The organism is Pseudomonas tructae (assembly GCF_004214895.1).
Classification (GTDB): Bacteria; Pseudomonadota; Gammaproteobacteria; order Pseudomonadales; family Pseudomonadaceae; genus Aquipseudomonas; species Aquipseudomonas tructae.
Map to the genome: position 1 here is coordinate 5,311,313 of NZ_CP035952.1, position 21,667 is coordinate 5,332,979.

At 62.9% G+C, this 21,667-nt stretch carries 21 protein-coding genes and 2 pseudogenes; 14 read left to right on the forward strand and 9 right to left on the reverse strand.

The genetic code is table 11. From position 1 onward, the window contains the following. Positions 1 to 5: 5 nt before the first annotated feature. Complete coding sequence (locus tag EXN22_RS24330; protein WP_130266441.1) at positions 6 to 722, reverse strand: LrgB family protein; 717 nt, start codon at positions 720 to 722, stop codon at positions 6 to 8. Further along, entirely contained in the window at positions 719 to 1,081 is a 363-nt protein-coding gene (locus EXN22_RS24335; protein ID WP_130266442.1) for a CidA/LrgA family protein, read from the reverse strand. The genes EXN22_RS24330 and EXN22_RS24335 overlap by 4 nt, the downstream gene beginning before the upstream one ends. 158 nt (positions 1,082 to 1,239) lie before the next feature. Here EXN22_RS24335 and EXN22_RS24340 point away from each other — a divergent pair, with 158 nt between their 5' ends. The 3 genes from EXN22_RS24340 to EXN22_RS24350 all read left to right on the forward strand — a co-directional run bounded on the left by EXN22_RS24340 (position 1,240) and on the right by EXN22_RS24350 (position 4,183). Then, complete coding sequence (locus EXN22_RS24340; protein ID WP_130266443.1) at positions 1,240 to 1,695, forward strand: MaoC family dehydratase; 456 nt, start codon at positions 1,240 to 1,242, stop codon at positions 1,693 to 1,695. Positions 1,696 to 1,784: 89 nt separating this feature from the next. After that, positions 1,785 to 3,515 carry a C13 family peptidase gene (locus EXN22_RS24345; protein WP_130266444.1) on the forward strand — a complete coding sequence of 577 codons (1,731 nt, stop codon included), beginning with the start codon at positions 1,785 to 1,787 and terminating at the stop codon, positions 3,513 to 3,515. A 26-nt stretch (positions 3,516 to 3,541) separates the two neighbouring features. After that, complete coding sequence (locus EXN22_RS24350; protein WP_130266445.1) at positions 3,542 to 4,183, forward strand: oxidoreductase; 642 nt, start codon at positions 3,542 to 3,544, stop codon at positions 4,181 to 4,183. 62 nt (positions 4,184 to 4,245) lie between these two features. On the opposite strand, the gene EXN22_RS24355 is transcribed toward EXN22_RS24350, so the two are convergent. The 5 genes and pseudogenes from EXN22_RS24355 to EXN22_RS24370 form a co-directional block, all read right to left on the reverse strand. Then, positions 4,246 to 4,533, reverse strand: coding sequence for a YceK/YidQ family lipoprotein (locus tag EXN22_RS24355; RefSeq protein ID WP_130266446.1), 288 nt, complete (start codon positions 4,531 to 4,533; stop codon positions 4,246 to 4,248). Next, the gene (gene ubiX / locus EXN22_RS24360) at positions 4,530 to 5,159 is read right to left on the reverse strand and encodes a flavin prenyltransferase UbiX (protein WP_038998571.1); all 630 of its coding nucleotides are present in this window, start codon (positions 5,157 to 5,159) and stop codon (positions 4,530 to 4,532) included. The genes EXN22_RS24355 and ubiX overlap by 4 nt, the downstream gene beginning before the upstream one ends. Further along, on the reverse strand, positions 5,156 to 6,505 hold the full coding sequence (mpl, locus tag EXN22_RS24365; protein WP_130266447.1) for a UDP-N-acetylmuramate:L-alanyl-gamma-D-glutamyl-meso-diaminopimelate ligase: 1,350 nt from the start codon (positions 6,503 to 6,505) through the stop codon (positions 5,156 to 5,158). The genes ubiX and mpl overlap by 4 nt, the downstream gene beginning before the upstream one ends. Positions 6,506 to 6,571: 66 nt before the next feature. Then, positions 6,572 to 6,724, reverse strand: a pseudogene (locus EXN22_RS26775) (helix-turn-helix domain-containing protein); the annotation flags it as partial. Between the two features lie 75 nt (positions 6,725 to 6,799). Continuing rightward, a pseudogene (locus tag EXN22_RS24370) lies at positions 6,800 to 8,521 on the reverse strand (sigma-54-dependent Fis family transcriptional regulator); the annotation flags it as partial. A 264-nt stretch (positions 8,522 to 8,785) separates the two neighbouring features. On the opposite strand from EXN22_RS24370, the gene exaC reads away from it, so the two are divergent. From exaC to EXN22_RS24420, 10 genes are all read left to right on the forward strand, one after another. Next, the gene (gene exaC, locus EXN22_RS24375; protein ID WP_130266449.1) at positions 8,786 to 10,306 is read left to right on the forward strand and encodes an acetaldehyde dehydrogenase ExaC; all 1,521 of its coding nucleotides are present in this window, start codon (positions 8,786 to 8,788) and stop codon (positions 10,304 to 10,306) included. 110 nt (positions 10,307 to 10,416) lie between these two features. Next, positions 10,417 to 11,865: an ethanolamine permease gene (gene eat / locus EXN22_RS24380; protein ID WP_130266450.1), complete on the forward strand. Its 1,449-nt coding sequence runs from the start codon at positions 10,417 to 10,419 to the stop codon at positions 11,863 to 11,865. A gap of 51 nt (positions 11,866 to 11,916) precedes the next feature. Beyond that, complete coding sequence (locus EXN22_RS24385) at positions 11,917 to 13,311, forward strand: ethanolamine ammonia-lyase subunit EutB (RefSeq protein WP_130266451.1); 1,395 nt, start codon at positions 11,917 to 11,919, stop codon at positions 13,309 to 13,311. 11 nt (positions 13,312 to 13,322) lie between these two features. Next, the gene (eutC, locus tag EXN22_RS24390; protein WP_130266452.1) at positions 13,323 to 14,147 is read left to right on the forward strand and encodes an ethanolamine ammonia-lyase subunit EutC; all 825 of its coding nucleotides are present in this window, start codon (positions 13,323 to 13,325) and stop codon (positions 14,145 to 14,147) included. Positions 14,148 to 14,241: 94 nt separating this feature from the next. Next, complete coding sequence (locus EXN22_RS24395) at positions 14,242 to 14,700, forward strand: GNAT family N-acetyltransferase (RefSeq protein WP_130266453.1); 459 nt, start codon at positions 14,242 to 14,244, stop codon at positions 14,698 to 14,700. Positions 14,701 to 14,911: 211 nt separating this feature from the next. After that, positions 14,912 to 15,562 carry a DedA family protein gene (locus EXN22_RS24400; protein WP_130266454.1) on the forward strand — a complete coding sequence of 217 codons (651 nt, stop codon included), beginning with the start codon at positions 14,912 to 14,914 and terminating at the stop codon, positions 15,560 to 15,562. Between the two features lie 9 nt (positions 15,563 to 15,571). Then, a complete protein-coding gene (locus EXN22_RS24405; RefSeq protein WP_130266455.1) occupies positions 15,572 to 16,387 on the forward strand; it encodes a M90 family metallopeptidase in 816 nt (271 codons plus the stop codon). A 91-nt stretch (positions 16,388 to 16,478) separates the two neighbouring features. Next, positions 16,479 to 17,006: an inorganic diphosphatase gene (ppa, locus tag EXN22_RS24410; protein ID WP_007933577.1), complete on the forward strand. Its 528-nt coding sequence runs from the start codon at positions 16,479 to 16,481 to the stop codon at positions 17,004 to 17,006. Positions 17,007 to 17,254: 248 nt separating this feature from the next. Beyond that, positions 17,255 to 17,965: a LexA family transcriptional regulator gene (locus EXN22_RS24415; protein ID WP_130266456.1), complete on the forward strand. Its 711-nt coding sequence runs from the start codon at positions 17,255 to 17,257 to the stop codon at positions 17,963 to 17,965. A gap of 339 nt (positions 17,966 to 18,304) precedes the next feature. After that, on the forward strand, positions 18,305 to 18,919 hold the full coding sequence (locus tag EXN22_RS24420) for a glutathione S-transferase family protein (RefSeq protein ID WP_130266457.1): 615 nt from the start codon (positions 18,305 to 18,307) through the stop codon (positions 18,917 to 18,919). On the opposite strand, the gene EXN22_RS24425 is transcribed toward EXN22_RS24420, so the two are convergent. Beyond that, positions 18,900 to 19,787, reverse strand: a complete 888-nt coding sequence (locus EXN22_RS24425; RefSeq protein WP_130266458.1) for a LysR family transcriptional regulator — start codon at positions 19,785 to 19,787, stop codon at positions 18,900 to 18,902. The genes EXN22_RS24420 and EXN22_RS24425 overlap by 20 nt on opposite strands. Before the next feature lie 97 nt (positions 19,788 to 19,884). Here EXN22_RS24425 and EXN22_RS24430 point away from each other — a divergent pair, with 97 nt between their 5' ends. Beyond that, on the forward strand, positions 19,885 to 20,778 hold the full coding sequence (locus EXN22_RS24430; RefSeq protein ID WP_130266459.1) for a DMT family transporter: 894 nt from the start codon (positions 19,885 to 19,887) through the stop codon (positions 20,776 to 20,778). A gap of 56 nt (positions 20,779 to 20,834) precedes the next feature. Here EXN22_RS24430 and EXN22_RS24435 read toward each other — a convergent pair whose 3' ends face one another. Then, positions 20,835 to 21,665, reverse strand: coding sequence for a nucleotidyltransferase domain-containing protein (locus EXN22_RS24435; RefSeq protein ID WP_130266460.1), 831 nt, complete (start codon positions 21,663 to 21,665; stop codon positions 20,835 to 20,837). Between the last annotated feature and the right edge of the window lie 2 nt (positions 21,666 to 21,667).

A 21,667-nucleotide genomic window follows, 5' to 3' on the forward strand; every position in this document is an offset into this window, starting at 1 on the left:
ACTCCTCAAGCTACCAGGCTAACCGCCAGTGGCAGGAATACCGCCGTGGCAACCCCCATCAGGCTCATCGCCAAGGCCGCGAAGGCCCCGCATTCGTCACTTTCCTGCAGTGCCACCGAAGTACCCACCGCATGCGCGGTCACGCCCAGGGCCATGCCACGGGCTTCCGGGCTGTGCACGCCGCAACGGCTGAGCAAGGCCGGGCCGAAAATAGCCCCGATCACCCCGGTGATCAGCACGAACACCGCCGCCAACGCCGCCACGCCGCCAATCTGCTCGGCCACCAGCATGGCAATCGGCGAGGTGACCGATTTCGGCGCCATGGTCATCAGGATCATGTGCTCGGCGCCAAACCACCATCCCAGTAACAGGCAGGCGCCGGTGGCGAACACCCCTCCGATTACCAGCGTAGTAAAGGTCGGCCAGAACAGCTGGCGAATGCGTCGCAGGTTGAGGTAGAGCGGGACCGCCAGCGCCACCGTGGCCGGGCCCAGCAAGATGTTCATGATCTCGGTGCTTTTGCGGTACTCGCTGTAGGTCAGGCCGCAGCTGAGCAGTACGCCAATGACCACCAGCATCGACACCAGCACCGGCTGCAGGAAGATCCAGCGGGTTTTTTCATAGGCGGCCAGCACCAGTTGGTAGGCGCCCAGGGTGATGCCGATGCCGAACAGCGGATGATGAATGACGGCAGCTGCGGTGCCGCCCCAGTCCAGGCTCATGGCTGCTCCTCATGCGAGCCTTGGCGGGCGATCAGCTTGTGCATCAGCACGCCGACAAACACCAGGGTGAGCAACGCCGACAGCACCAGGGCACCGACGATGGCCCAGAAATCCGCGGCAATGTCGGCAGCGTAAACCATCACCCCCACCGCCGGCGGCACCAGCAACAGCGGCAGGTAGCGCAGCAGGCTGTTGGCCGCCTCGCTCAAGGGCGCGCCCACCTCGCCACGCAGCATCAGGAATACCAGCAGCAACAGCAGGCCGATGATCGGCCCCGGAAGGATCGGCACCAACAGGTGATTGATCGCCGTCCCTAGCAACTGGAACAGCACCAGCCAGGTCAAACCACGCAACAGCATAAGCATCTCCTTGAGGCCCGGCGGCCATTATAAGCACGCTAACGACCGGCCTATAAGCCAAGTTTGGCCGACTTGACCGCTTCCAGCGGGCGTGCTGATCTTAGGGCTTCGAATCTGCCGAAGTCATAAGAAAATCAAAGACAACCTGGAGAGTCAAAATGCCCTATGTACCTGTTGCAGAGCTTTCGCAGTACGTTGGAAAGGAACTGGGACGTTCCGAATGGCTGACCATCGATCAAGACCGCATCAACCTGTTTGCCGAGGCAACCGGCGACTTTCAGTTCATCCATGTCGACCCGATCAAGGCGGCAAAAACGCCATTTGGCAGCACCATCGCACACGGTTTTCTCACCCTGTCGCTGATCCCCAAGCTGATGGAAGGCCTTGTGGTCTTGCCTGAAGGTATGAAGATGGCCGTCAACTATGGCCTGGACAGCGTGCGCTTCATCCAGCCGGTGAAGGTCGACAGCAAGGTGCGGCTCAAGGTCGACCTGACCGCTGCCACCGAGAAGAAGCCCGGCCAATGGCTGCTCAAGATTACCGCCACCCTGGAAATCGAAGGTCAGGACAAACCCGCCTACATCGCTGAACCATTGACGCTCTGCTTCGTCTGAGTCCGGCATGAGGGTGAAACCGTCCTGACGACTGTTTCACCCGCCGCATTGTGCGGCATACTCGGGGCCTCACTCGTCCGGACCCCGCCATGCGCCTACTCGTTCCCCTTGCCCTGACCCTGCTGCTGGCCGCCTGCGGTGACGGTGAACCCTTGTCGCCCGCCGACGCACGCCTGCCCGATGGCGGGCGCTATCGTGGCGAGGTCGTCAACGGCCTGCTGCAAGGAGCCGGGCGCATCGACTACCCCAATGGCAGCTGGTACCAAGGCAATTTCCTCAATGGCCAGTGGCACGGCCAGGGCGAATGGCACGGCAGCAATGGCGAGATCTACCGCGGCCAGTTCCAGCAAGGCCTGTTCCACGGCCCGGGCACCCTGAAAACCCCGGGCAGCAGTTATACCGGCGGGTTCACACTCGGCCGCCGTGATGGCGAAGGCACCCTGAAGGAACCCGGCCTGCTCTACCGTGGCCAGTTCAAGGACGACCAGTACAACGGCGCCGGCCATCTCGAGCTGGCCGATGGCAGCCAGTACCAGGGCCTGTTCGCCCGTGGCCAACCCAATGGCGAAGGCATCCGCAGCGACGCCAGCGGCAACCAGTTCAGTGGTCATTTCGTCAACGGTCAGCTCGAAGGCAGCGGCACCTTCAACAGCGCCGAAGGCGATCAGTACATTGGCGCCTTTCACGACAATCGTCTGGAAGGCCGTGGCCGTTACGAAAACGTCGACGGCGATGTGTGGATCGGTCAGTTCAAGGACGGCTCGCTCAGCGGCAAGGGCGAGCTGATCGGCAGCGACGGCAGCCACTACAAAGGCAACTTCAGCGACTGGCGCTTTTCCGGCAACGGTCGCCTGCAATTGCCTGACGGCAGCGTCTATGTCGGCGGTTTCGAAAACGACACCTATCAGGGCAATGGCCGCCTGACCCTGATCGACGGTCACAGCGAAAGCGGCCTGTGGTTAAACGGCCAGCGCGTGCGCGACGAGCACGGCACGCTGCTGCCCGACCCGCTGGAGCTGGCACTGCTCAACCAGGGCACGCTGCTTGAACAAGCACTGACCAAGGTGCCGGCCTCAACCCCTGACATCGAACTCTATAGCCTGGCCCTGGGTGGCGATGGCAAGCAGAGCGTGTTCCTGCGTGAGGCCGATTACGTCAGCAGCATGCTCAAGAGCCGATTTGGCGCCGTCGGCCAGATCAACCTGGTCAACCACCGCGACCACCTCGCCGACCGGCCCATGGCCACCCGCGAGAACCTCGCCCGCGCCGTGCGCACCCTGGCCGAGCGCAGCGGCCCGGAAGACCTGGTGTTCATCTACCTGACCAGCCACGGCAGCCATGAACACGAGCTGGTGCTCGACCAGCCGCGCCTGCAACTGGCCGACCTGCCCGCCGATGCCTTGGCCGCGACCCTGGCGCCGCTCAAGACGCGTGACAAGATCATTGTCATCTCGGCCTGTTACTCCGGCGGCTATATCGCCCCGCTCAAGGATGACCGGACCCTGATCATCACCGCCTCGCGGGCGGACCGGGTGTCGTTCGGCTGTTCCGAAGAAGCCAACTTCACCTACTTCGGCGATGCCCTGTTCGCCCAGGCACTCAACCAGACCGACGATCTGCAGCAAGCGTTCGAGCTGGCCAAGGCGAGTGTTTCGCAACGCGAGTCGATTGAAGGCTTCGACGCCTCCGAACCGCAGATTTGGGCGCCGAAGGCCGTACTCGAACACTGGCAACGACTACGCCAGCAGCAGGCGCGCAAGGCATTGCAAAGTGGCGACGGGCAACAGACAGAGCATGCAAAAAATGCGAGCAACCACTAAGCTGACTGTATCAAGGGAGAGACATCATGTACTTGACGCCTCAGCACATCCTGCTTGCCGGAGCCACCGGTCTCACCGGTGAACACTTACTTGATCGGCTGCTCAACGAGCCCACCGTCAGCCGCGTACTGGCCCCAACCCGTCGTCCACTGGCCGAACACCCGCACCTGGAAAACCCGGTGGGTGACCCGGCGGTGTTTCTCCCGCAACTGGCAGGCCGCGTCGACATCGCCTTCTGCTGCCTGGGCACCACCATCAAGCAGGCCGGATCGGAGCCGGCCTTTCGCGCCGTCGACCTGGACATGGTCGTCGCCTTCGGCAAACGCGCCCGGGAAATGGGCGCACGGCATCTGCTGGTGGTCAGCGCCCTGGGTGCCGACCGTAGGTCGCCGATCTTCTACAACCGGGTCAAAGGTGAAATGGAAGCGGCGCTCAAAGCCCAGGACTGGCCGCAACTGACCATCGCCCGGCCTTCGTTGCTGCTGGGCGATCGTATCGAGCCGCGACTGTCGGAGCGACTGGCCGGCCCCTTTGCCAAACTGATTCCGGGGAAGTACCGGGGGATTGAAGCCTGTCAGCTGGCCCGGGCGTTGTGGCGTCTGGCGCTGGAAGAACAGGACGGGATTCGGATAGTCGAGTCCGATGAGTTGCGCAGGTTGGGTAAATAGCAATCGCAGGGCAAGCCCGCTCCCACTGTGGGAGCGGGCTTGCCCTGCGATGACTCCCGCCGCTACAGCCCGCCTGTCGCCTGGAACCCAACCCCCAGGGCAGTCAACACCGATAGCGGCAGCAACAAGGTATCGAGCAGTGCACTGCCCGGCAGATCCAGCCCCGGATACTTGGGTGCCTCGGCGCCAAAGCGGTCCATGGCGCAACAGCCTCCCTGCATGGCATACAAATCCAGGCGCGTACCGGCATAAACCAGCGGTGCTCCCGGCTTGGCTGCATCCAGGGTACGCACACTGGCGCAGCCGCTAGCCATCAAGCACAGCACCATCGCGCCAAGCAGGCGCTTCATTCATCGGCGCCAAAATGATGCTCGCCCCAACGCGGCAACATGTCCTGGGGGATGTCCAGCAGGTTGAGAATCCGCGCAACGACGAAGTCGATGAGGTCGTCGATGGTTTGCGGCTGATGATAGAACCCAGGCGCCGCCGGCAGGATCACTGCGCCCATGTTCGACAGCTTGAGCATGTTTTCCAGGTGAATGGTCGAGAACGGCGCTTCGCGTGGCACCAGAATCAGTTGCCGACGCTCCTTCAAGGTGACATCCGCGGCCCGCTCGATGAGGTTGTTGCAGGCACCGGTGGCGATTGCCGACAGGGTACCGGTGGAGCACGGCACCACCACCATCGCCGCCGGCGCACCGGAGCCCGAGGCTACCGGCGACATCCAGTCTTCCTTGCCATACACGCGAATCTGCCCGGCGGCGGCGCCGGTGTACTCGGTGAGAAAGGCTTGCATGGCCTGCGGCTTGGCCGGCAGCAACACATCAGTCTCGGTGGCCATGACCAGTTGTGCAGCCTTGGAGATCAGAAAATGCACCTCGCGGTCTTCGCGCACCAGGCAATCGAGCAAGCGCAGCCCATACTGCGCTCCCGAAGCCCCGGTCATGGCCAGCGTGATGCGTTGCGGCCCGCTCATTTCAGCGCCTCGGCCAGCTTGCCGTGCAGGCCGCCAAAGCCGCCGTTGCTCATGATCACCACCTGGGTACCAGGCTTGGCCTGGCTCTTGACCCGTTCGATGATGGCTTCAAGGCTGTCGGCGACCACAGCAGGCACCTTGCATTGGGCGGCGGTGCCAGCCAGGTCCCAGCCCAGGTTCGGCGGTGCGTACCAGATCACCTGGTCGGCATCGTTGACGCTCTCGGGCAAGCCATCACGGTGAGCACCGAGCTTCATCGAGTTGGAGCGCGGCTCGATCACCGCAATCAACGGCGCGTCGCCGATGCGCTTGCGCAGGCCGTCGAGAGTAGTGGCAATCGCCGTCGGGTGGTGGGCGAAGTCGTCATAGATGGTCACGCCCTGTACTTCGGCGACCTTTTCCATCCGGCGTTTAACGCTTTTGAACGCACTGAGCGCGGCAATTCCCATGGCCGGCACTACACCGACATGACGCGCGGCCGCCAGGGTGGCCAGGGCGTTGGCAACGTTGTGCTGACCGCTCAGCTCCCACTCGACCACGCCCTGGGCTACGCCTTCGAAGCTGACTTCGAAACGCGAACCATCGGCGCTGAGCAGCTTGACCTGCCACTGTCCGCCAGCCCCCGTGGTCTGCACGGGTGTCCAGCAGCCCATCTTGATGACCCGCTCCAGCGCCGGTTCAGTGGTTGGATGAATCACCAGGCCTTCGCTCGGAATGGTCCGCACAAGGTGGTGGAATTGCCGCTCGATGGCCGCCAGGTCAGGAAAGATATCCGCATGATCGAACTCAAGGTTGTTGAGGATCGCGGTACGTGGGCGGTAGTGAACGAATTTCGAGCGCTTGTCGAAGAAGGCGCTGTCGTACTCGTCGGCCTCGACCACGAAGAACGGTGTGCCGCCCAGACGGGCCGAGACCGAGAAATTCTGCGGCACACCGCCGATCAAAAAGCCCGGACTCATGCCGGCATGCTCCAGCACCCAGGCGAGCATGCTGCTGGTGGTGGTCTTGCCATGGGTACCGGCAACCGCCAGCACCCAGCGGCCTTGCAGTACGTGGTCGGCCAGCCATTGCGGGCCCGAGACGTAGGGCAGGCCCTTGTTCAGCACATACTCCACTGCCGGATTGCCCCGCGACAGGGCGTTGCCGATCACCACCAGGTCCGGCGCCGGGTCCAGTTGAGCGGCGTCGTAGCCCTGGGTCAGTTCGATGCCCTGGGCCTGAAGCTGGGTGCTCATCGGTGGGTAGACGTTGGCATCGGAGCCGGTGACCCGATGGCCCAGCTCTTTGGCCAGCACGGCCAGCGAACCCATGAAAGTGCCGCAAATACCGAGAATATGAATGTGCATGATCGACCTCGCAAAACGTCGAGGCAGGGTAGCCTAGGGCGCGAAAAATCGCATCCTGTGTTTCGCTCAGGCGCCCCGGGCAATGCCGTGTTTGCGAAGTTTTCGATACAAGGTATTGCGACTGACCCCCAACTGCGCCGCGACATGGGTCATGTGCCAGCGGTGTTGCTCCAGAACCGTCAGCAAGGCGTTGCGCTCAGCGTCCTCCAAAGGTGGGACTTGGGGGAGCGGGCTTGTCCCGCGATGCGATGGGGCTGACGCACTGCAATCGCGGGGCAAGCCCGCTCCCACACAGATAATGGCCGGCAGGTCGGCGAACGCGATGCAGTTGTCTTCACACAGAGCTACCAATGTGCGCATTACATTTCGCAACTGCCGCACGTTGCCCGGCCAGGCAAACTCCAGCAGTGCCCGCCGCGCCACAGGATCGAGGGTTACCGGCTGCCCGCCGGCCTCTTCAGCCAGGATGAAGTCGAGCAACTGCGACTTGTCGCTTCGCTCGCGCAAGGCCGGCAGGTCGACTTCCAGGCCATTGAGGCGGTAGTACAAGTCTTCCCGGAAGCTGCCATCCTCGACCCGCGCCAGCAGGTTGCGGTGGCTGGCGCTGATGATGCGCACGTTGACCGCCTGCGCCTCGCCGCCAATGGGCACCACCATGCGATCTTCCAGCACGCGTAACAGGCGGGTCTGCAAAGCCAGCGGCATGTCGCCGATCTCATCCAGCAACAGCGTGCCGCCATCGGCCTGCTGCAACTTGCCGCGCATGCCTTCTTTACGCGCACCGGTAAAACTGCCGCCGCGATAGCCAAACAGTTCGCTCTCGATCAGGCTTTCAGGGATCGAGGCACAGTTGAGGGCGACAAACGCCTTGTTGCTACGCTGGCTGGCCTGGTGCACGGCTTTGGCAAAGGCCTCCTTGCCGCAACCGGTCTCGCCGCGCAGCAGCAACGGCACATCACGCTCGAACACGCGTACGGCGCGGCGAAAGTCGTTCTGCAGGGCCGGATCGACCAGGCAAATGCCTGCGGCCTGCCCGGTTTGCACCGGAGCAATGAAGGGCGCCGCTGCTGGCAGCGCCGCACGCACCTGCCCGCGCACACTGGCGAACAATACGCGGCCATCGCGGGTGCGCAGTGGCCAGCGGGTGCTGGCCTGGGCAGTGGCGCGGCTGAACAGCTCGTCCTGGGTGCAGTCGAAGAACATATCCACAGGCTTGCCGAGTACACCGCCACGAATGGTGCTCAGCAGGTTCAAGGCGCTCTGGTTGACCGCACAGATCCGCCCGTCGCCATCGAACGCCAACAACCCCTCACTGAACATCCCGACCGATTCGGCCTGTGGATGAAAGCGCAGGAGGAAGTGGTTGTCGAAATTACGCAGGAAGTAGCTGCTCTCGATCATCTTCGCCGAGAGGTTGACCAGCGCCATGGTGTGGAACTGGCTCTGGCGCGAGACATCAGCGCGAGCAGACGACACATCGAGTACCGCCAGCAGTTCACCATGAGGGTCGAACACCGGGCTGGCCGAGCAGGTCAGCCCGGTATGACGGCCACGGAAGTGTTCACCCTGATGGATAGTCAGCGACTGACGCTCGACCAGGCAAGTACCGATACCGTTGGTGCCCTCGCGCGCTTCGCTCCAGTCCGCACCGAGCCACAGCCCGGCACGCTCGAAGATGCGGCGTTCGGTCGGCGCGGTGACACAATTGAGGATCACCCCGCGGGCGTCGGTGAGCAGCACCGCGTGGCCTGTGCCGCAGAGCTGCTGGTGCAGGCTGTTCATCTCGTTGCCGGCGATCTGCAGCACCTGTTGCAAGCGCTCGCGGCTTTCCAGCACACGACCATGCTCGAGCACGGTCGGGGCGATGCTCTGGGCCGGGTCCAGATGATAGTCCTCAAGGCAACGCAGCCAGGAACGGGCGATCGATGGATCGCTGCCGGGCCCCTGCGCCAGTGCCTTGCCCTGAGTCACGGTGAGTACTTGCCGGGCATGCCGGCTCAGATGAGTGCTCTGCACTTTTTATTGTTCTCCGCAGACGAGACAGGTCCAGCATCCTCCACCCGTCGGCGCAATGCAATGCTGGCTTGACCGTTGGGTCACAGCTTGTGTCAGCAACGGTACAAAGTGTCACCCAGGCTGTGCCAGACACGCTACAGCGCCTGGCCACAATACCGGTGAATGACCACTAAGCCCTTGATTTATCTGAGGCTGGCAACACTGGCCCAACCCTTGCTCTATGCTCTTTACCTCCCAACAAGCACAATAGCCAGGAGACACACCATGCGTTACGCACATCCCGGTACCGAAGGCGCCAAGGTTTCCTTCAAGAGCCGTTACGGGAACTACATTGGTGGCGAGTTCGTTGCGCCGGTCAAAGGGCAGTACTTCGAAAACACCTCGCCAGTGAACGGCCAACTGATTGCCGAGTTCCCTCGCTCCACGGCTGAAGACATCGAAAAAGCCCTGGATGCCGCCCACGCCGCCGCAGATGCCTGGGGCCGCACCTCGGTGCAGGACCGCTCCAATGTACTGCTGCGCATCGCCGATCGCATCGAGCAGAACCTCGAAGTGCTGGCCATCACCGAAACCTGGGACAACGGCAAGCCGATCCGCGAGACCCTCAACGCCGACATCCCGCTGGCGGTCGATCACTTCCGCTACTTCGCCGGCTGCATCCGCGCCCAGGAAGGCGGCGCCGCCGAGATCAACGAAACCACCGTGGCCTACCACATCCACGAGCCGCTGGGCGTGGTCGGGCAGATCATCCCGTGGAACTTCCCGCTGCTGATGGCCGCCTGGAAGCTCGCCCCGGCCCTGGCCGCCGGCAATTGCGTGGTACTCAAACCCGCCGAACAGACCCCACTGGGCATCACCGTGCTGCTGGAGCTGATCGGCGACCTGCTGCCCAAGGGCGTGCTCAACGTGGTGCAAGGCTACGGCCGTGAAGCGGGCGAAGCCCTGGCCACCAGCAAGCGCATCGCCAAGATCGCCTTCACCGGTTCCACCCCGGTCGGCGCGCACATCATGAAATGCGCCGCCGAGAACATCATCCCCTCCACCGTCGAACTGGGCGGCAAGTCGCCGAACGTGTACTTCGAGGACATCATGCAGGCGGAGCCGAGCTTCATCGACAAGGCGGCCGAAGGCATGGTGCTGGCGTTCTTCAACCAGGGCGAGGTGTGCACCTGCCCATCGCGTGCCCTGGTGCAGGAATCGATCTACCCGCAGTTCATGGAAGTGGTGATGAAGAAGGTGCTGCAGATCAAGCGCGGCGACCCGCTGGACACCGACACCATGGTCGGCGCCCAGGCTTCGCAGCAGCAGTTCGAGAAGATCCAGTCCTACCTCAAGATCGCCCAGGAAGAAGGCGCCGAGCTGCTCACCGGCGGCAAGGTGGAGCAACTCGAAGGCGCGCTGGCCACCGGTTACTACATCCAGCCGACCCTGCTCAAGGGCAACAACAAGATGCGCGTGTTCCAGGAGGAGATCTTCGGCCCGGTGGTCAGCGTCACCACTTTCAAGGACGAAGCCGAAGCCCTGGCGATTGCCAACGACACCGAGTTCGGCCTCGGTGCCGGGGTCTGGACCCGCGACATCAACCGCGCCTACCGCATGGGCCGCGGCATCAAGGCCGGTCGCGTGTGGACCAACTGCTACCACCTGTACCCGGCCCATGCCGCGTTCGGTGGCTACAAGAAGTCCGGCGTCGGCCGTGAAACCCACAAGATGATGCTCGACCACTACCAGCAGACCAAAAACCTGCTGGTCAGCTACGACATCAACCCACTGGGCTTCTTCTAAACGAGCAACAGGGCGGCTCCGACCCGGGGCCGCTCTGGCTCGCTTCCTGCTAGACCATCACCAGACAAACCGGCACCCGCCGGTAATGATAAAAAGAACAGGTGAACCCTATGCCAAGCGATCATACCGGCAGCGCGCCGGCAGGCTCTTCTGTCGACTTCGAAAAGGTCGGCTCCGACTACTTCCAACAACGTGAACTGAAAAAGGGCGCCGCCGGCTGGGTATTGCTGGTCGGCCTGGGCGTCGCCTACGTGATTTCCGGCGACTATGCCGGCTGGAACTTCGGCCTGGCCCAAGGCGGCTGGGGTGGCATGTTCCTCGCCACCCTGCTGATGGCGACCATGTACCTGTGCATGTGTTTCTCGCTTGCAGAGCTGTCCTCGATGATCCCCACCGCCGGTGGCGGCTACGGCTTTGCCCGCAGTGCGTTCGGGCCCTGGGGCGGGTTTCTCACCGGTACCGCGATTCTCATCGAATACGCCATCGCTCCAGCGGCCATCGCCGTGTTCATCGGCGCCTACTGCCAGTCACTGTTCGGCATCGGCGGCTGGATGATCTATCTGGCGTTCTACATCATCTTCATCGGCATCCACATTTTCGGCGTGGGTGAAGCGCTCAAGCTGATGTTCATCATCACCGCCGTGGCGGCCATTGCCCTGGGCGTGTTCCTGGTAGCGATGGTGCCGCACTTCGACGTCAACAACCTGTTCGATATCGCCCAGACCGACGCCGTCGGCGCCAGCAGCTTCCTGCCGTTCGGCTATGTCGGCGTGTGGGCAGCAATCCCTTATGCGATCTGGTTCTTTCTCGCCGTCGAAGGCGTACCGCTGGCCGCCGAAGAAACCAAGAACCCCAAACGCGACCTGCCCCGAGGCCTGATTGGCGCCATGCTGGTGCTGCTGGCCTTCGCCCTGCTGATCCTCGTGGTCGGCCCTGGCGGTGCTGGCGCCGAGGCGCTGAAAGCCTCCGGCAACCCGCTGGTCGAAGCGCTGTCCAAAGCCTACGGCGGCTCGACCTGGATGGGCGGCTTTGTCAACCTGGTTGGCCTGGCCGGCCTGATTGCCAGCTTTTTCTCGATTATCTACGCCTATTCGCGGCAGATTTTTGCCTTGTCTCGTGCCGGCTACCTGCCCCGCAAACTCTCGCAAACCAACAAGAGCAAAGCCCCGGTGCTGGCCCTGGTAATCCCCGGGATCATCGGTTTCGCCCTGTCGCTGACCGGCCAGGGTGACCTGCTGATCCTGGTCGCGGTGTTCGGCGCTACGCTGTCTTATGTACTGATGATGGCGGCGCACATCACCCTGCGCATCCGCCGGCCGAAAATGGAGCGTCCGTACCGTACCCCTGGCGGCATCTTCACTTCGGGCGTTGCCCTGGTGCTGGCATGCATCGCGGTGGTGGCAGGCTTCTTGGTCGACCCGCGGGTAGTGATTGGCGCCGCGGTGATTTATGCGGTATTGATTGCCTACTTCGCCTTCTACAGCCGGCACCACCTGGTCGCCGGGACCCCGGAAGAGGAATTCGCCGCGATCCAGAAGGCCGAAGAGGCCCTGCACTGATCAATGCCACCTACGCCGCAGGCCAGCCCTGCGGCGTTCTGGAGATTCTGTATGGCAAGTTTTGTTCACACCGTCGGCAACCAGATCTTCCGTTTCGACAGCCTCAAGGAAGTCATGGCCAAGGCCAGCCCGGCACGTTCGGGGGATTTTCTCGCAGGCGTCGCCGCCAGCAACGATGGCGAGCGGGTGGCCGCGCAAATGGCCCTGGCCGACATCCCGCTCAAGCACTTTCTCAGCGAGGCGCTGATCCCTTACGAAGACGATGAAGTCACCCAGCTGATCATCGATACTCATGATGCCAATGCCTTTGCCACCGTCAGCCACCTGAGCGTCGGCGGGCTGCGTGACTGGCTGCTCAGCGAGGCCGCCGATGAAACCAGCCTGCGCGCCCTTGCCCCGGGCCTGACCCCGGAAATGGCCGCCGCTGTTTCAAAAATCATGCGCGTGCAAGACCTGGTGCTGGTGGCGCAGAAGATCCGCGTGGTCACCCGCTTCCGCGGCACCCTGGGCCTGCACGGGCGCCTGTCGACCCGCCTGCAGCCCAACCACCCTACCGACGAGCCTGCCGGGATTGCCGCCAGCATTCTCGACGGCCTGCTCTACGGCAACGGCGATGCGATGATCGGCATCAACCCGGCCACCGACAGTATCGCCTCGATCTGCGCCCTGCTGGAAATGCTCGACGCCATCATCCAGCGCTACGACATCCCCACCCAGGCCTGCGTGCTGACCCACGTCACCACCTCGATCGAGGCGATCAACCGAGGCGTGCCACTGGACCTGGTGTTCCAGTCGATTGCCGGCACCGAGGCGGCCAATGCCAGCTTCGGCATCAACCTCAATGTACTCAAGGAGGGCTATGAGGCCGGCCTGAGCCTCAATCGCGGCACCCTCGGGCAGAACCTGATGTACTTCGAGACCGGCCAGGGCAGCGCGCTGTCGGCCAACGCCCACCATGGCGTCGACCAGCAGACCTGCGAAACCCGCGCCTACGCTGTGGCCCGGCACTTCAAGCCGTTTCTGGTCAATACCGTAGTCGGCTTCATCGGCCCGGAATACCTCTACAACGGCAAGCAGATCATCCGCGCCGGCCTCGAGGATCACTTCTGCGGCAAGCTGCTGGGCGTACCCATGGGCTGCGACATCTGTTACACCAACCACGCCGAAGCCGACCAGGACGACATGGACATGCTCCTGACCCTGCTGGGGGTCGCCGGGATCAACTTCATCATGGGCATCCCCGGCTCCGACGACATCATGCTCAACTACCAGACCACCTCGTTCCACGATGCGCTCTACGCCCGGCAGACCCTGGGCCTCAAGCCCGCACCGGAATTCGAGGCGTGGCTGGCGCGCATGGGCATTTTCACCCAGGCCGACGGCCGGGTACGTTTCGGTGACAACCTGCCACCGGCCTTCCGCCAGGCCCTGGCGCAACTGGGATAAGCGAGTCGATCATGGCCAACACTCCCCACCACGACAACAGCAGCAACCCCTGGCTGGAACTGCGTCGCCTGACCCCGGCGCGCATCGCCCTGGGCCGCACCGGTACCAGCCTGCCCACAGGTGCCCAGCTGGACTTCCAGTTCGCTCACGCCCAGGCTCGCGACGCCGTGCACCTGGCCTTTGACCATGCCGGCCTGCGCGAGCAACTGAGCGAGCGCGGGCGTGACAGCCTGCTGCTGCACAGTGCCGCCGCCGACCGCCACAGCTACCTGCAACGCCCCGATCTGGGGCGCCGCCTGCACGAAGATTCAGCACAACTGCTGCGCCGGCATGCCCAGGCCAACCCCGGTGGCGTCGACCTGGCCATCATCGTCGCCGACGGCCTCTCGGCCCTGGCCGTGCACCGCCATACCCTGCCGTTTCTCGCTCGCCTGGAAGAACAGAGCGCCGCCGACGGCTGGTCGACTGCGCCGGTGGTACTGGTCGAGCAAGGCCGGGTGGCGGTGGCGGACGAGGTGGGCGAGCTGCTCGGGGCGAAAATGACTGTGATCCTGATCGGCGAACGCCCGGGCCTGAGCTCGCCGGACAGCCTTGGCCTGTACTTCACCTACAACCCCAAGGTCGGCCTCACCGATGCCTACCGCAACTGTATCTCCAACGTGCGCCTGGAAGGCCTGAGCTACGGCATGGCCGCTCATCGCCTGCTGTATCTGATGCGCGAAGCCTGTCGGCGGCAGTTGTCGGGGGTCAATCTGAAGGACGAAGCCCAGGTACAAACCCTTGAATCAGACACCAATGCAGCAAAAAACGGAAATTTCCTGCTGAGTAAACCTTGAGATCGTAGATTGCGCTTTCTAATTGCTTTCAGGCAGCATCAGCCCAGGCTGCCGGCGATTCGCCGCAAACTCCCATGGACCCTGAGGCCTGCTTATGCGAATCATCAAAGCAACCCTGGAACATCTGGACCTGCTTGCCCCGCTGTTCGTCAAATACCGCGAGTTCTACGGCCAGCTGGCCTACCCGGACTCCTCGCGCTCGTTCCTGGAAAAACGCCTGGAGCGGGGCGAATCGATCATCTACCTGGCCCTGGCGCTGGATGACGACAAGAAGCTGCTGGGTTTCTGCCAGCTTTATCCAAGCTTCTCGTCGCTGTCGCTCAAGCGCGTGTGGATCCTCAACGACATCTATGTCGCCGAAGACTCCCGGCGCATGCTGGTGGCCGACCACCTGATGCGTGAAGCCAAGAAGATGGCCAAGCAAACCAACGCCGTGCGCATGCGGGTATCCACCAGCAGCAACAACGAAGTGGCGATGAAAACCTACGAGTCCATGGGCTTTCGCGAAGACCGCGAGTTCAAGAACTACATCCTGCCGCTCAGCTCGGACTGATCCGGCCACAACGGCAGGCCCCGCGCCTGCCGTTCACTTCTATTCGACATCCGCCGCTACAAACTGCGCAGGCACAATCTGTTCGTAGCCGTATAATGCGCATCTTCATTGTGTGTGAAACTTTACCCATCCCCCCGGGTAGCGACCGTCCGCATTCGCACTGCCAGCCATCGCAAGCCCGTCGCTCGGGTCAAGAACACAGGTGCTGTACATGGATTTCAACCCGCTGGACCTTATTCTGCATCTCGATGCCTACCTGGACCTGTTGGTCAACAACTACGGCCCGTGGATCTACGCGATCCTGTTCCTGGTGATCTTTTGCGAGACCGGTCTTGTGGTCATGCCGTTCCTGCCCGGTGACTCCCTGCTGTTCATCGCCGGCGCCGTGGCCGCGGGCGGCGGCATGGACCCGGTGCTGCTCGGCGGCTTGTTGATGGCCGCTGCAATCCTTGGCGACAGCACCAACTACGTGATCGGCCGCACGGCGGGCGAACGCTTGTTCCGCAACCCCAATTCGAAAATTTTCCGCCGCGACTACCTGCAGCAAACCCACGACTTTTATGAGCGCCATGGCGGCAAGACCGTGACCCTGGCGCGTTTCCTGCCGATCCTGCGCACCTTCGCACCGTTCGTCGCCGGCATCGCCAGAATGCACTACCCACGCTTTCTCGGCTTCAGTGTTGCCGGCACCGTGCTCTGGGTCGGCGGCCTGGTCACCCTGGGCTACTTCTTCGGCAACGTGCCGTTCATCAAGCAGAACCTGTCGCTGATGATCGTCGCCATCATCCTGCTGTCGCTGGTGCCGATGATCATCGGCGTGGTACGCAGCCGCATGAACCGCAACCACGCCAAGGTTCACTGAGCCCGGCCCATGGGGTTCTTGCGCGCCTGGCGCCGTCGCCGCACCCTGGCCCGCCATCCGCTCGACCCGCAGCGCTGGCAGCGGGTGCGCGAGCGCCTGCCGATGCTCGATGGCCTGAGCGACGAAGAGGACCAGTGGCTGCGTGAAGCCTGCGTCTTGTTCCTCGACAACAAGCACCTGAGCGCCCTGCCCGGGGTCACACTTGACGGCGAGCAGCGCCTGTTTCTTGCAGCCCAGGCGCAACTGCCGCTGCTGCACCTGGGCGAGCTGAACTGGTACCAGGGCTTTCACGAAATCATCCTCTACCCCGACGACTTCGTAAGCCCCCAGCGCCATCGTGATGCCAGCGGCATCGAGCACGAATGGGACGGCGAACACAGCGGCGAAGCCTGGCAGCAGGGCCCGGTGATCCTGGCCTGGCCCGGGGTGCTGGCCAGTGGCGGCTGGGAAGGCTACAACCTGGTGATCCACGAACTGGCGCACAAGCTCGACATGCTCAACGGCGATGCCAACGGCCTGCCGCCGCTGCACAACGGCATGCGCATCAGCGACTGGGCCCAGGCCATGCAGCAGGCGTTCGACGACCTCAACCAGCAGCTCGACCGCAACCCCGACGCCGAGACCGCCATCGACCCGTACGCGGCGGAAAACCCGGCAGAATTCTTCGCTGTCACCAGCGAATACTTCTTCAGCGCCCCGGACCTGCTCAACGACGCCTACCCTGCGGTGTACCAGCAATTGCGCGGTTTCTACCGCCAGGACCCGCTCGCCCGGCTGCAGCAGTTGCAGCGCCACCACCCGCACTACCAGGACGCGCAGGACTGAGCCTGCCGGACATCCGGCCGGGCGTGGCAAGCGCGCTGGAATGTGCCTATAATCGCGACCAATTTTTGGCCAAACATGGGGGCACTGCCCAATGAGCTACAGCAAGATTCCGGCTGGCAAAGACCTGCCGAACGACATCTACGTCGCCATCGAGATTCCAGCCAACCACGCGCCGATCAAATACGAGATCGACAAGGACAGCGACTGCCTGTTCGTTGACCGTTTCATGGCCACCCCGATGTTCTACCCGGCCAACTATGGCTACATCCCCAACACCCTGGCCGACGACGGTGATCCCCTCGACGTGCTGGTTGTTACCCCGTACCCGGTAGCCCCAGGCTCGGTCATCCGCGCCCGTCCGGTCGGCATCCTGAACATGACCGACGACGGCGGCGGCGACGCCAAAGTCATCGCCGTACCGCACGACAAACTGTCGCAACTGTACGTCGACGTCAAAGAATACACCGACCTGCCAGCCCTGCTGATCCAGCAGATCGAGCACTTCTTCGCGAACTACAAAGATCTCGAAAAAGGCAAGTGGGTCAAGATCGAAGGCTGGGATGGCGCAGACGCCGCCCGCGCCGCGATCACCAAGTCGGTTGCCGCTTACAAAGGCTAAGCAACCCACAACAAAAAGCCCCGCACATGCGGGGCTTTTTGCATCAGGGGCCCCACCCGGTGGGAGCGGGCTTGCCCCGCGATAGCATTCTGTCAGCTACATCGTATCGCGGGGCAAGCCCGCTCCCACTGAAAAGAAACCTCTTACAGCAGCCTAGGCAAACACCTGTAAGCCAGGCCATTTCTCGCCTTAAAAATGAACCTCGCGTTTATAGCCCAGGCCATACCAGCCCACTAGACTCGGGCCTCATGAATACATCCGGTGATCGTCTCAAAGCGCTCCTGAACGAGTGCAACCTGTCCCCTTCCGACTTTGCCGCGCAGCGCAAGGTCACGCCACAGCACGTCAACAACTGGTTCAAGCGCGGTGTGCCGCTGGCGCGCCTGGATGAACTGGCCGAACTGCTGTGCGTCCGCAGCAAGTGGCTGCGCAACGGCGAAGGTCCCAAGCACCCCAACCCCTTGCCGCGCCTCAACAGCCAGGCCGCACGCCCCGGCGTCGAAGGCCCGGATGCCAGCCTGCTGGCAGCGCATAACCACAACGACATCCAACTGCCGTTCTACAGCATCCAGGCCAAGCAACTGAAACCGGTCGAAGACCGCTACCTGCGCCTGCCCCTGCGCGCCCTTGATGCCCTGGGCGTCGACCCCGGCGATGCCTTGTGCCTGAACATGCCGGGGCACAACATGAGCCCGCTGCTGCCGCGCGGTACCACCCTGGCCATCGACCGCAACCTGACCCGCGTCGTCGAAGGTGAAATCTACGCCCTGCTGCACAACGGCCGCCTGCGCATCAACAGCCTCAGCCGCCGCGCCAACGGCGCCCTGCGCCTGCACAGCCAGGACAGCGACGAATACCCGACCGAAACCTACAGCCCGGCGCAACTCAAGACCCAGCGCCTGGAAGTGCTCGGCTGGGTGTTCTGGTGGGGCCACCTGCGCGACAGCCGCCCGGATTGAGCGGCCAGGGGTGATTTTTTGCTGGGCAGCACCGGTCAATCCCAGTATGCTACGCCGCACATTCAGCCCCGGCGGCCCAGCCCGCCCGAGGCCTTGGCGCGGCACCCACAGCCTGCCCGCCATTCCCGGCCCCAGCGCCGGAACGACAATTTTAAGGCGGTTGCGGCTTACCAAAAATTAGCCAAGCCCGTCCCCAAGGAGCCGGCCACAAGCCGGCTTTTTAATGCCTGCAGCATTCCCCACGCACATCCCTGCCCCACCAAACCCACACCGCCGCGCCACACCTGCCAAATCTCAACTACTTTTACCCGTCCGTTACTTGTCCTCACTGGAGGCCTCATGAAACTGATCGGTATGCTCGACTCCCCCTACGTCCGCCGCGTCGCGGTATCGCTGGAGCTGTACGGCATCAGCTTCGAGCACCAGCCACTGTCGGTGTTTCGCAATTTTACCGAGTTCGCTGCGATCAACCCGGTGGTCAAGGCGCCCAGCCTGGTGCTGGACGACGGCACGGTACTGATGGATTCGACGCTGATTCTGGATTACTTCGAAGCCTTGGCCGTGCCCGCCAAAAAGCTCCTGCCACAAGACCCGCTGGCCCGCACCCGCGATTTGCAGGTGATCGGCCTGGCACTGGCGGCCAATGAGAAGTCGGTGCAGATCCACTACGAACTCAACCTGCGCCCGCAGGAAAAATTGCATGCGCCTTGGCTGGAGCGGGTGACCGGGCAGTTGCGGGCCGCCTATACGCAACTCGACAGGTTGCTTGCCGAGCAGCCAACCAAGTGCCCCAGCCAGCCCTTGAGCCAGGCAGAAATCAGCACGGCAATAGCTTGGTCTTTCACCCGGTATGTACGCCCCGAGGTAGTTGCGGCCAGTGACTATCCCCACGTGCAGCGTTTGGCAGAGAAAATCGAAGCGCATCCGGCGATGCTCAAGTATCCGATCGCGTAACGTCTTTCGCCAAGCCCTCGCGCAGCATCTGCACAAAGGCATCCCTGGCCGGATGCCTTCCTGCCTGGGCATGCCAGTAGAAAACGTTGCTGATGGCCTTGAGTTCAGCGAACTCATGGCCGGTCCAGCCGGCGCCTTTGCGGTATTGCTCGAAAATGCCCCGGGGCACCAGCGACACTCCGGCGCCAGCACTCACGCAACTGACGATGGCGCCATAGCTGGCAATGCCGACCATCGGCAGTTTCTGCCCTTGTTCGAGCAGCCAGTGCTCCAGCGCCGCACGATAGGGGCAACCTTCCGGCCACATGAAGATGGCCTTGCCCTGCAGGTCTGCGGCGCTGCGAATCGGCCCCAGGGACTCGGGGGCGATCAGCAGCAAGTCTTCCTGGTACATGGGCGTGCGCTTGAGCAGTGGCCGCTCGACGTCGACCGCAACGATTGCCCCATCGAGCCGATGGTTGAGCACGTCATCGAGCAGCTGCGACCAGGTGCCCGTGCTCAGTTCCAGCGAAACCTGCGGGAAGCGCGCGTGGTACTCGGCCAGCAATCGCGGGAGCCGGCCACTGGCAGAAGACTCGATGGCGCCGATGCGCAAGCGCCCACTGGGCAGCGCCTGCGGGCTCAAGGCAGCCTTGGACTCTTCGGCCAGGGCGAGCATCTTGGCGGCGTACTCCAGAAAGGTTTCCCCCGCCGGGCTGATCTTCAAACCCCGCCCTTGGCGAAAGAACAACGCCACGCCCAGCTCCTCTTCCAGCGCCTTGATTCGTGCGGTGATGTTCGACGGTACGTAGTGCAACACCTCGGCCGCACGGGCGATGCTGCCGGTGTCGCAAACCGTCTTGAACATGCGAATCTGCATCAGCTCCATACATCACCCAGAGTGAACATTCAGCTCAGTATAAGTCGATTGTGGTGAACGGAGGCCTTTCTGATACTGAAGCTCCCCGCCTCCGGAGCGACGCTCAATGCCACACGCCCAACCCCTGAAAATCGTCCTCGCGACTCTGTTTGTGGTGGTGTGCTGGGCCTATTCACCCACCGGCATCCATATCGCCCTGCACGGTTACGAGCCGGGTCATCTGGCCCTGGCGCGGTTTATCGTGGCGTCGCTGTTCATGGCGATTGTCGCGGTGTGGCGAGGGATCAGCCTGCCGCGGCTGAAGGACCTGCCGCTGTTGCTGCTGCTCGGCTTTTTCGCCGTGTTTGCGCATCATGTGGCGATTAACTTCGGCCAACGCGGAATCAGTGCAGGGGCGTCCAGTGTGCTGGCGCAGTCCACGCCCTTGTTCAGTGTATTGATTGCCTGTTTTATCTTGCGGCAGAAGGTCAGCGCCCGGCACTGGGGCTGCCTGGTGCTGGGCATGCTTGGCGCGGCCATGGTCGTTGCCGCCGATAACGCGATAGCCGGCTTGAACGCCCATGGCCTGCTGGTGCTGCTGGCCGCGCTGTCGTGGAGTATCTATTTCACCCTGCAGAAGCTTCACGGCCATCGTTACGACGGCCTGACCATGGTCTGCTACACCCTCTGGGCCGGCACGGCACTGCTCCTGGTGTATCTGCCGGGCCTGGCCGGCGCCGTGAGCGCCGCGTCGCTGCAAGCAAACCTGGCCGTGCTGATGCTGGGTATCTTCCCCAGCGCCCTCGCCTACCTGGGATGGGCTTATGTGCTCAGCCACACTGAAGTCAGCCGGGCAACCATGGCGCTGTACCTGATCCCACCCTGCGCCATGCTGATCGCAGCTTTTCTGCTGGGTGAGCAGCCTGCGCTACCGGTGATAGCCGGGGCGGTGGTTGTGTTGATCAGTGTGCTGGCATTGAACGCCCCATCAAGGCGTAGCGCTGTTCACTTGAAAGTTTAGTGGGAGCGCTTTGCACTCCATCGCGGCGCAAGGCCGCTCCCACCGAACATCGATGCTTATTTGGGAGCGGCATTGTTCGCGCTCAGTTCCTGTGAATAGCGCAGCACGGTAGCGCGCAGATAGTCATCCAACAGTTGCGTATCACCTCTGAGCCTCGGCAAGCTCGGCGCAGTTTCGGCGCGCAGCAATTCGCTGTCGATGAACTGCTGCAGCACCACCCGCCGCGGCCCATAATCGGCCTCGACAGCCTGGCGCTTGATGCGCAACAGTTCATCGATTTCGGCAAGCATCTGCGGTTCGCTCAAGGTGCCCTCCAGCAGATCGGCAAAGGCGGTCGGCGGCATGCCAAGACCCTGGTCGATCCAACGCACCGCCAGCAACGGCCGTAGTACGTAGAGGTACTTCTTGAAACGCACCTGCTCACCTTGCAGGTAACCACGAAAGTTCTTCTTCGCCATCGACAGGTAATGATGCCGTGCCGCTTGAGCGCTGTAGAAACTCTGCGCCAGCGCCCGCAGCGACTCCACCGCACCCGGCTCGGCGCGGTACACCAGCGGCGAGCCGAGCCATTCGAGCAGGGTCGGGTTGGCGTTGCGCAGCAGCTTCAGGGTCTTGCGCAACTCCCAGCCGCTGATGTCCAGCTCGTCGGTCAGCGGCCGTTCGATCACGTCGCGCGGCTCATCAACGCGCAGGTACCAGTCCTGGCGCGGGACGTAGATGAAGCGCACATCGTAGTCACTGTCGGTGGAGGCGAAGCCCCAGGCGCGACTGCCGGATTCACAAGCGTAAAGCACCTTGACGTCGTGCTCGCGCTCAACCCGGCGCAACTCTTCAAGCACCCACTCGCGCATGGCGCCGGGCAATGGGTGACGGTCTTCCGTGTTCATGG

Excerpts from the sequence above, each read along its gene's own strand:
- EXN22_RS24330 (WP_130266441.1), bottom strand. The coding sequence starts at position 722 with ATGAGCCTGGACTGGGGCGGCACCGCAGCTGCCGTCATTCATCATCCG.
- EXN22_RS24335 (WP_130266442.1), bottom strand. The coding sequence starts at position 1,081 with ATGCTGTTGCGTGGTTTGACCTGGCTGGTGCTGTTCCAGTTGCTAGGG.
- EXN22_RS24340 (WP_130266443.1), top strand. The coding sequence starts at position 1,240 with ATGCCCTATGTACCTGTTGCAGAGCTTTCGCAGTACGTTGGAAAGGAA.
- EXN22_RS24345 (WP_130266444.1), top strand. The coding sequence starts at position 1,785 with ATGCGCCTACTCGTTCCCCTTGCCCTGACCCTGCTGCTGGCCGCCTGC.
- EXN22_RS24350 (WP_130266445.1), top strand. The coding sequence starts at position 3,542 with ATGTACTTGACGCCTCAGCACATCCTGCTTGCCGGAGCCACCGGTCTC.
- EXN22_RS24355 (WP_130266446.1), bottom strand. The coding sequence starts at position 4,533 with ATGAAGCGCCTGCTTGGCGCGATGGTGCTGTGCTTGATGGCTAGCGGC.
- ubiX (WP_038998571.1), bottom strand. The coding sequence starts at position 5,159 with ATGAGCGGGCCGCAACGCATCACGCTGGCCATGACCGGGGCTTCGGGA.
- mpl (WP_130266447.1), bottom strand. The coding sequence starts at position 6,505 with ATGCACATTCATATTCTCGGTATTTGCGGCACTTTCATGGGTTCGCTG.
- exaC (WP_130266449.1), top strand. The coding sequence starts at position 8,786 with ATGCGTTACGCACATCCCGGTACCGAAGGCGCCAAGGTTTCCTTCAAG.
- eat (WP_130266450.1), top strand. The coding sequence starts at position 10,417 with ATGCCAAGCGATCATACCGGCAGCGCGCCGGCAGGCTCTTCTGTCGAC.
- EXN22_RS24385 (WP_130266451.1), top strand. The coding sequence starts at position 11,917 with ATGGCAAGTTTTGTTCACACCGTCGGCAACCAGATCTTCCGTTTCGAC.
- eutC (WP_130266452.1), top strand. The coding sequence starts at position 13,323 with ATGGCCAACACTCCCCACCACGACAACAGCAGCAACCCCTGGCTGGAA.
- EXN22_RS24395 (WP_130266453.1), top strand. The coding sequence starts at position 14,242 with ATGCGAATCATCAAAGCAACCCTGGAACATCTGGACCTGCTTGCCCCG.
- EXN22_RS24400 (WP_130266454.1), top strand. The coding sequence starts at position 14,912 with ATGGATTTCAACCCGCTGGACCTTATTCTGCATCTCGATGCCTACCTG.
- EXN22_RS24405 (WP_130266455.1), top strand. The coding sequence starts at position 15,572 with ATGGGGTTCTTGCGCGCCTGGCGCCGTCGCCGCACCCTGGCCCGCCAT.
- ppa (WP_007933577.1), top strand. The coding sequence starts at position 16,479 with ATGAGCTACAGCAAGATTCCGGCTGGCAAAGACCTGCCGAACGACATC.
- EXN22_RS24415 (WP_130266456.1), top strand. The coding sequence starts at position 17,255 with ATGAATACATCCGGTGATCGTCTCAAAGCGCTCCTGAACGAGTGCAAC.
- EXN22_RS24420 (WP_130266457.1), top strand. The coding sequence starts at position 18,305 with ATGAAACTGATCGGTATGCTCGACTCCCCCTACGTCCGCCGCGTCGCG.
- EXN22_RS24425 (WP_130266458.1), bottom strand. The coding sequence starts at position 19,787 with ATGGAGCTGATGCAGATTCGCATGTTCAAGACGGTTTGCGACACCGGC.
- EXN22_RS24430 (WP_130266459.1), top strand. The coding sequence starts at position 19,885 with ATGCCACACGCCCAACCCCTGAAAATCGTCCTCGCGACTCTGTTTGTG.
- EXN22_RS24435 (WP_130266460.1), bottom strand. The coding sequence starts at position 21,665 with ATGAACACGGAAGACCGTCACCCATTGCCCGGCGCCATGCGCGAGTGG.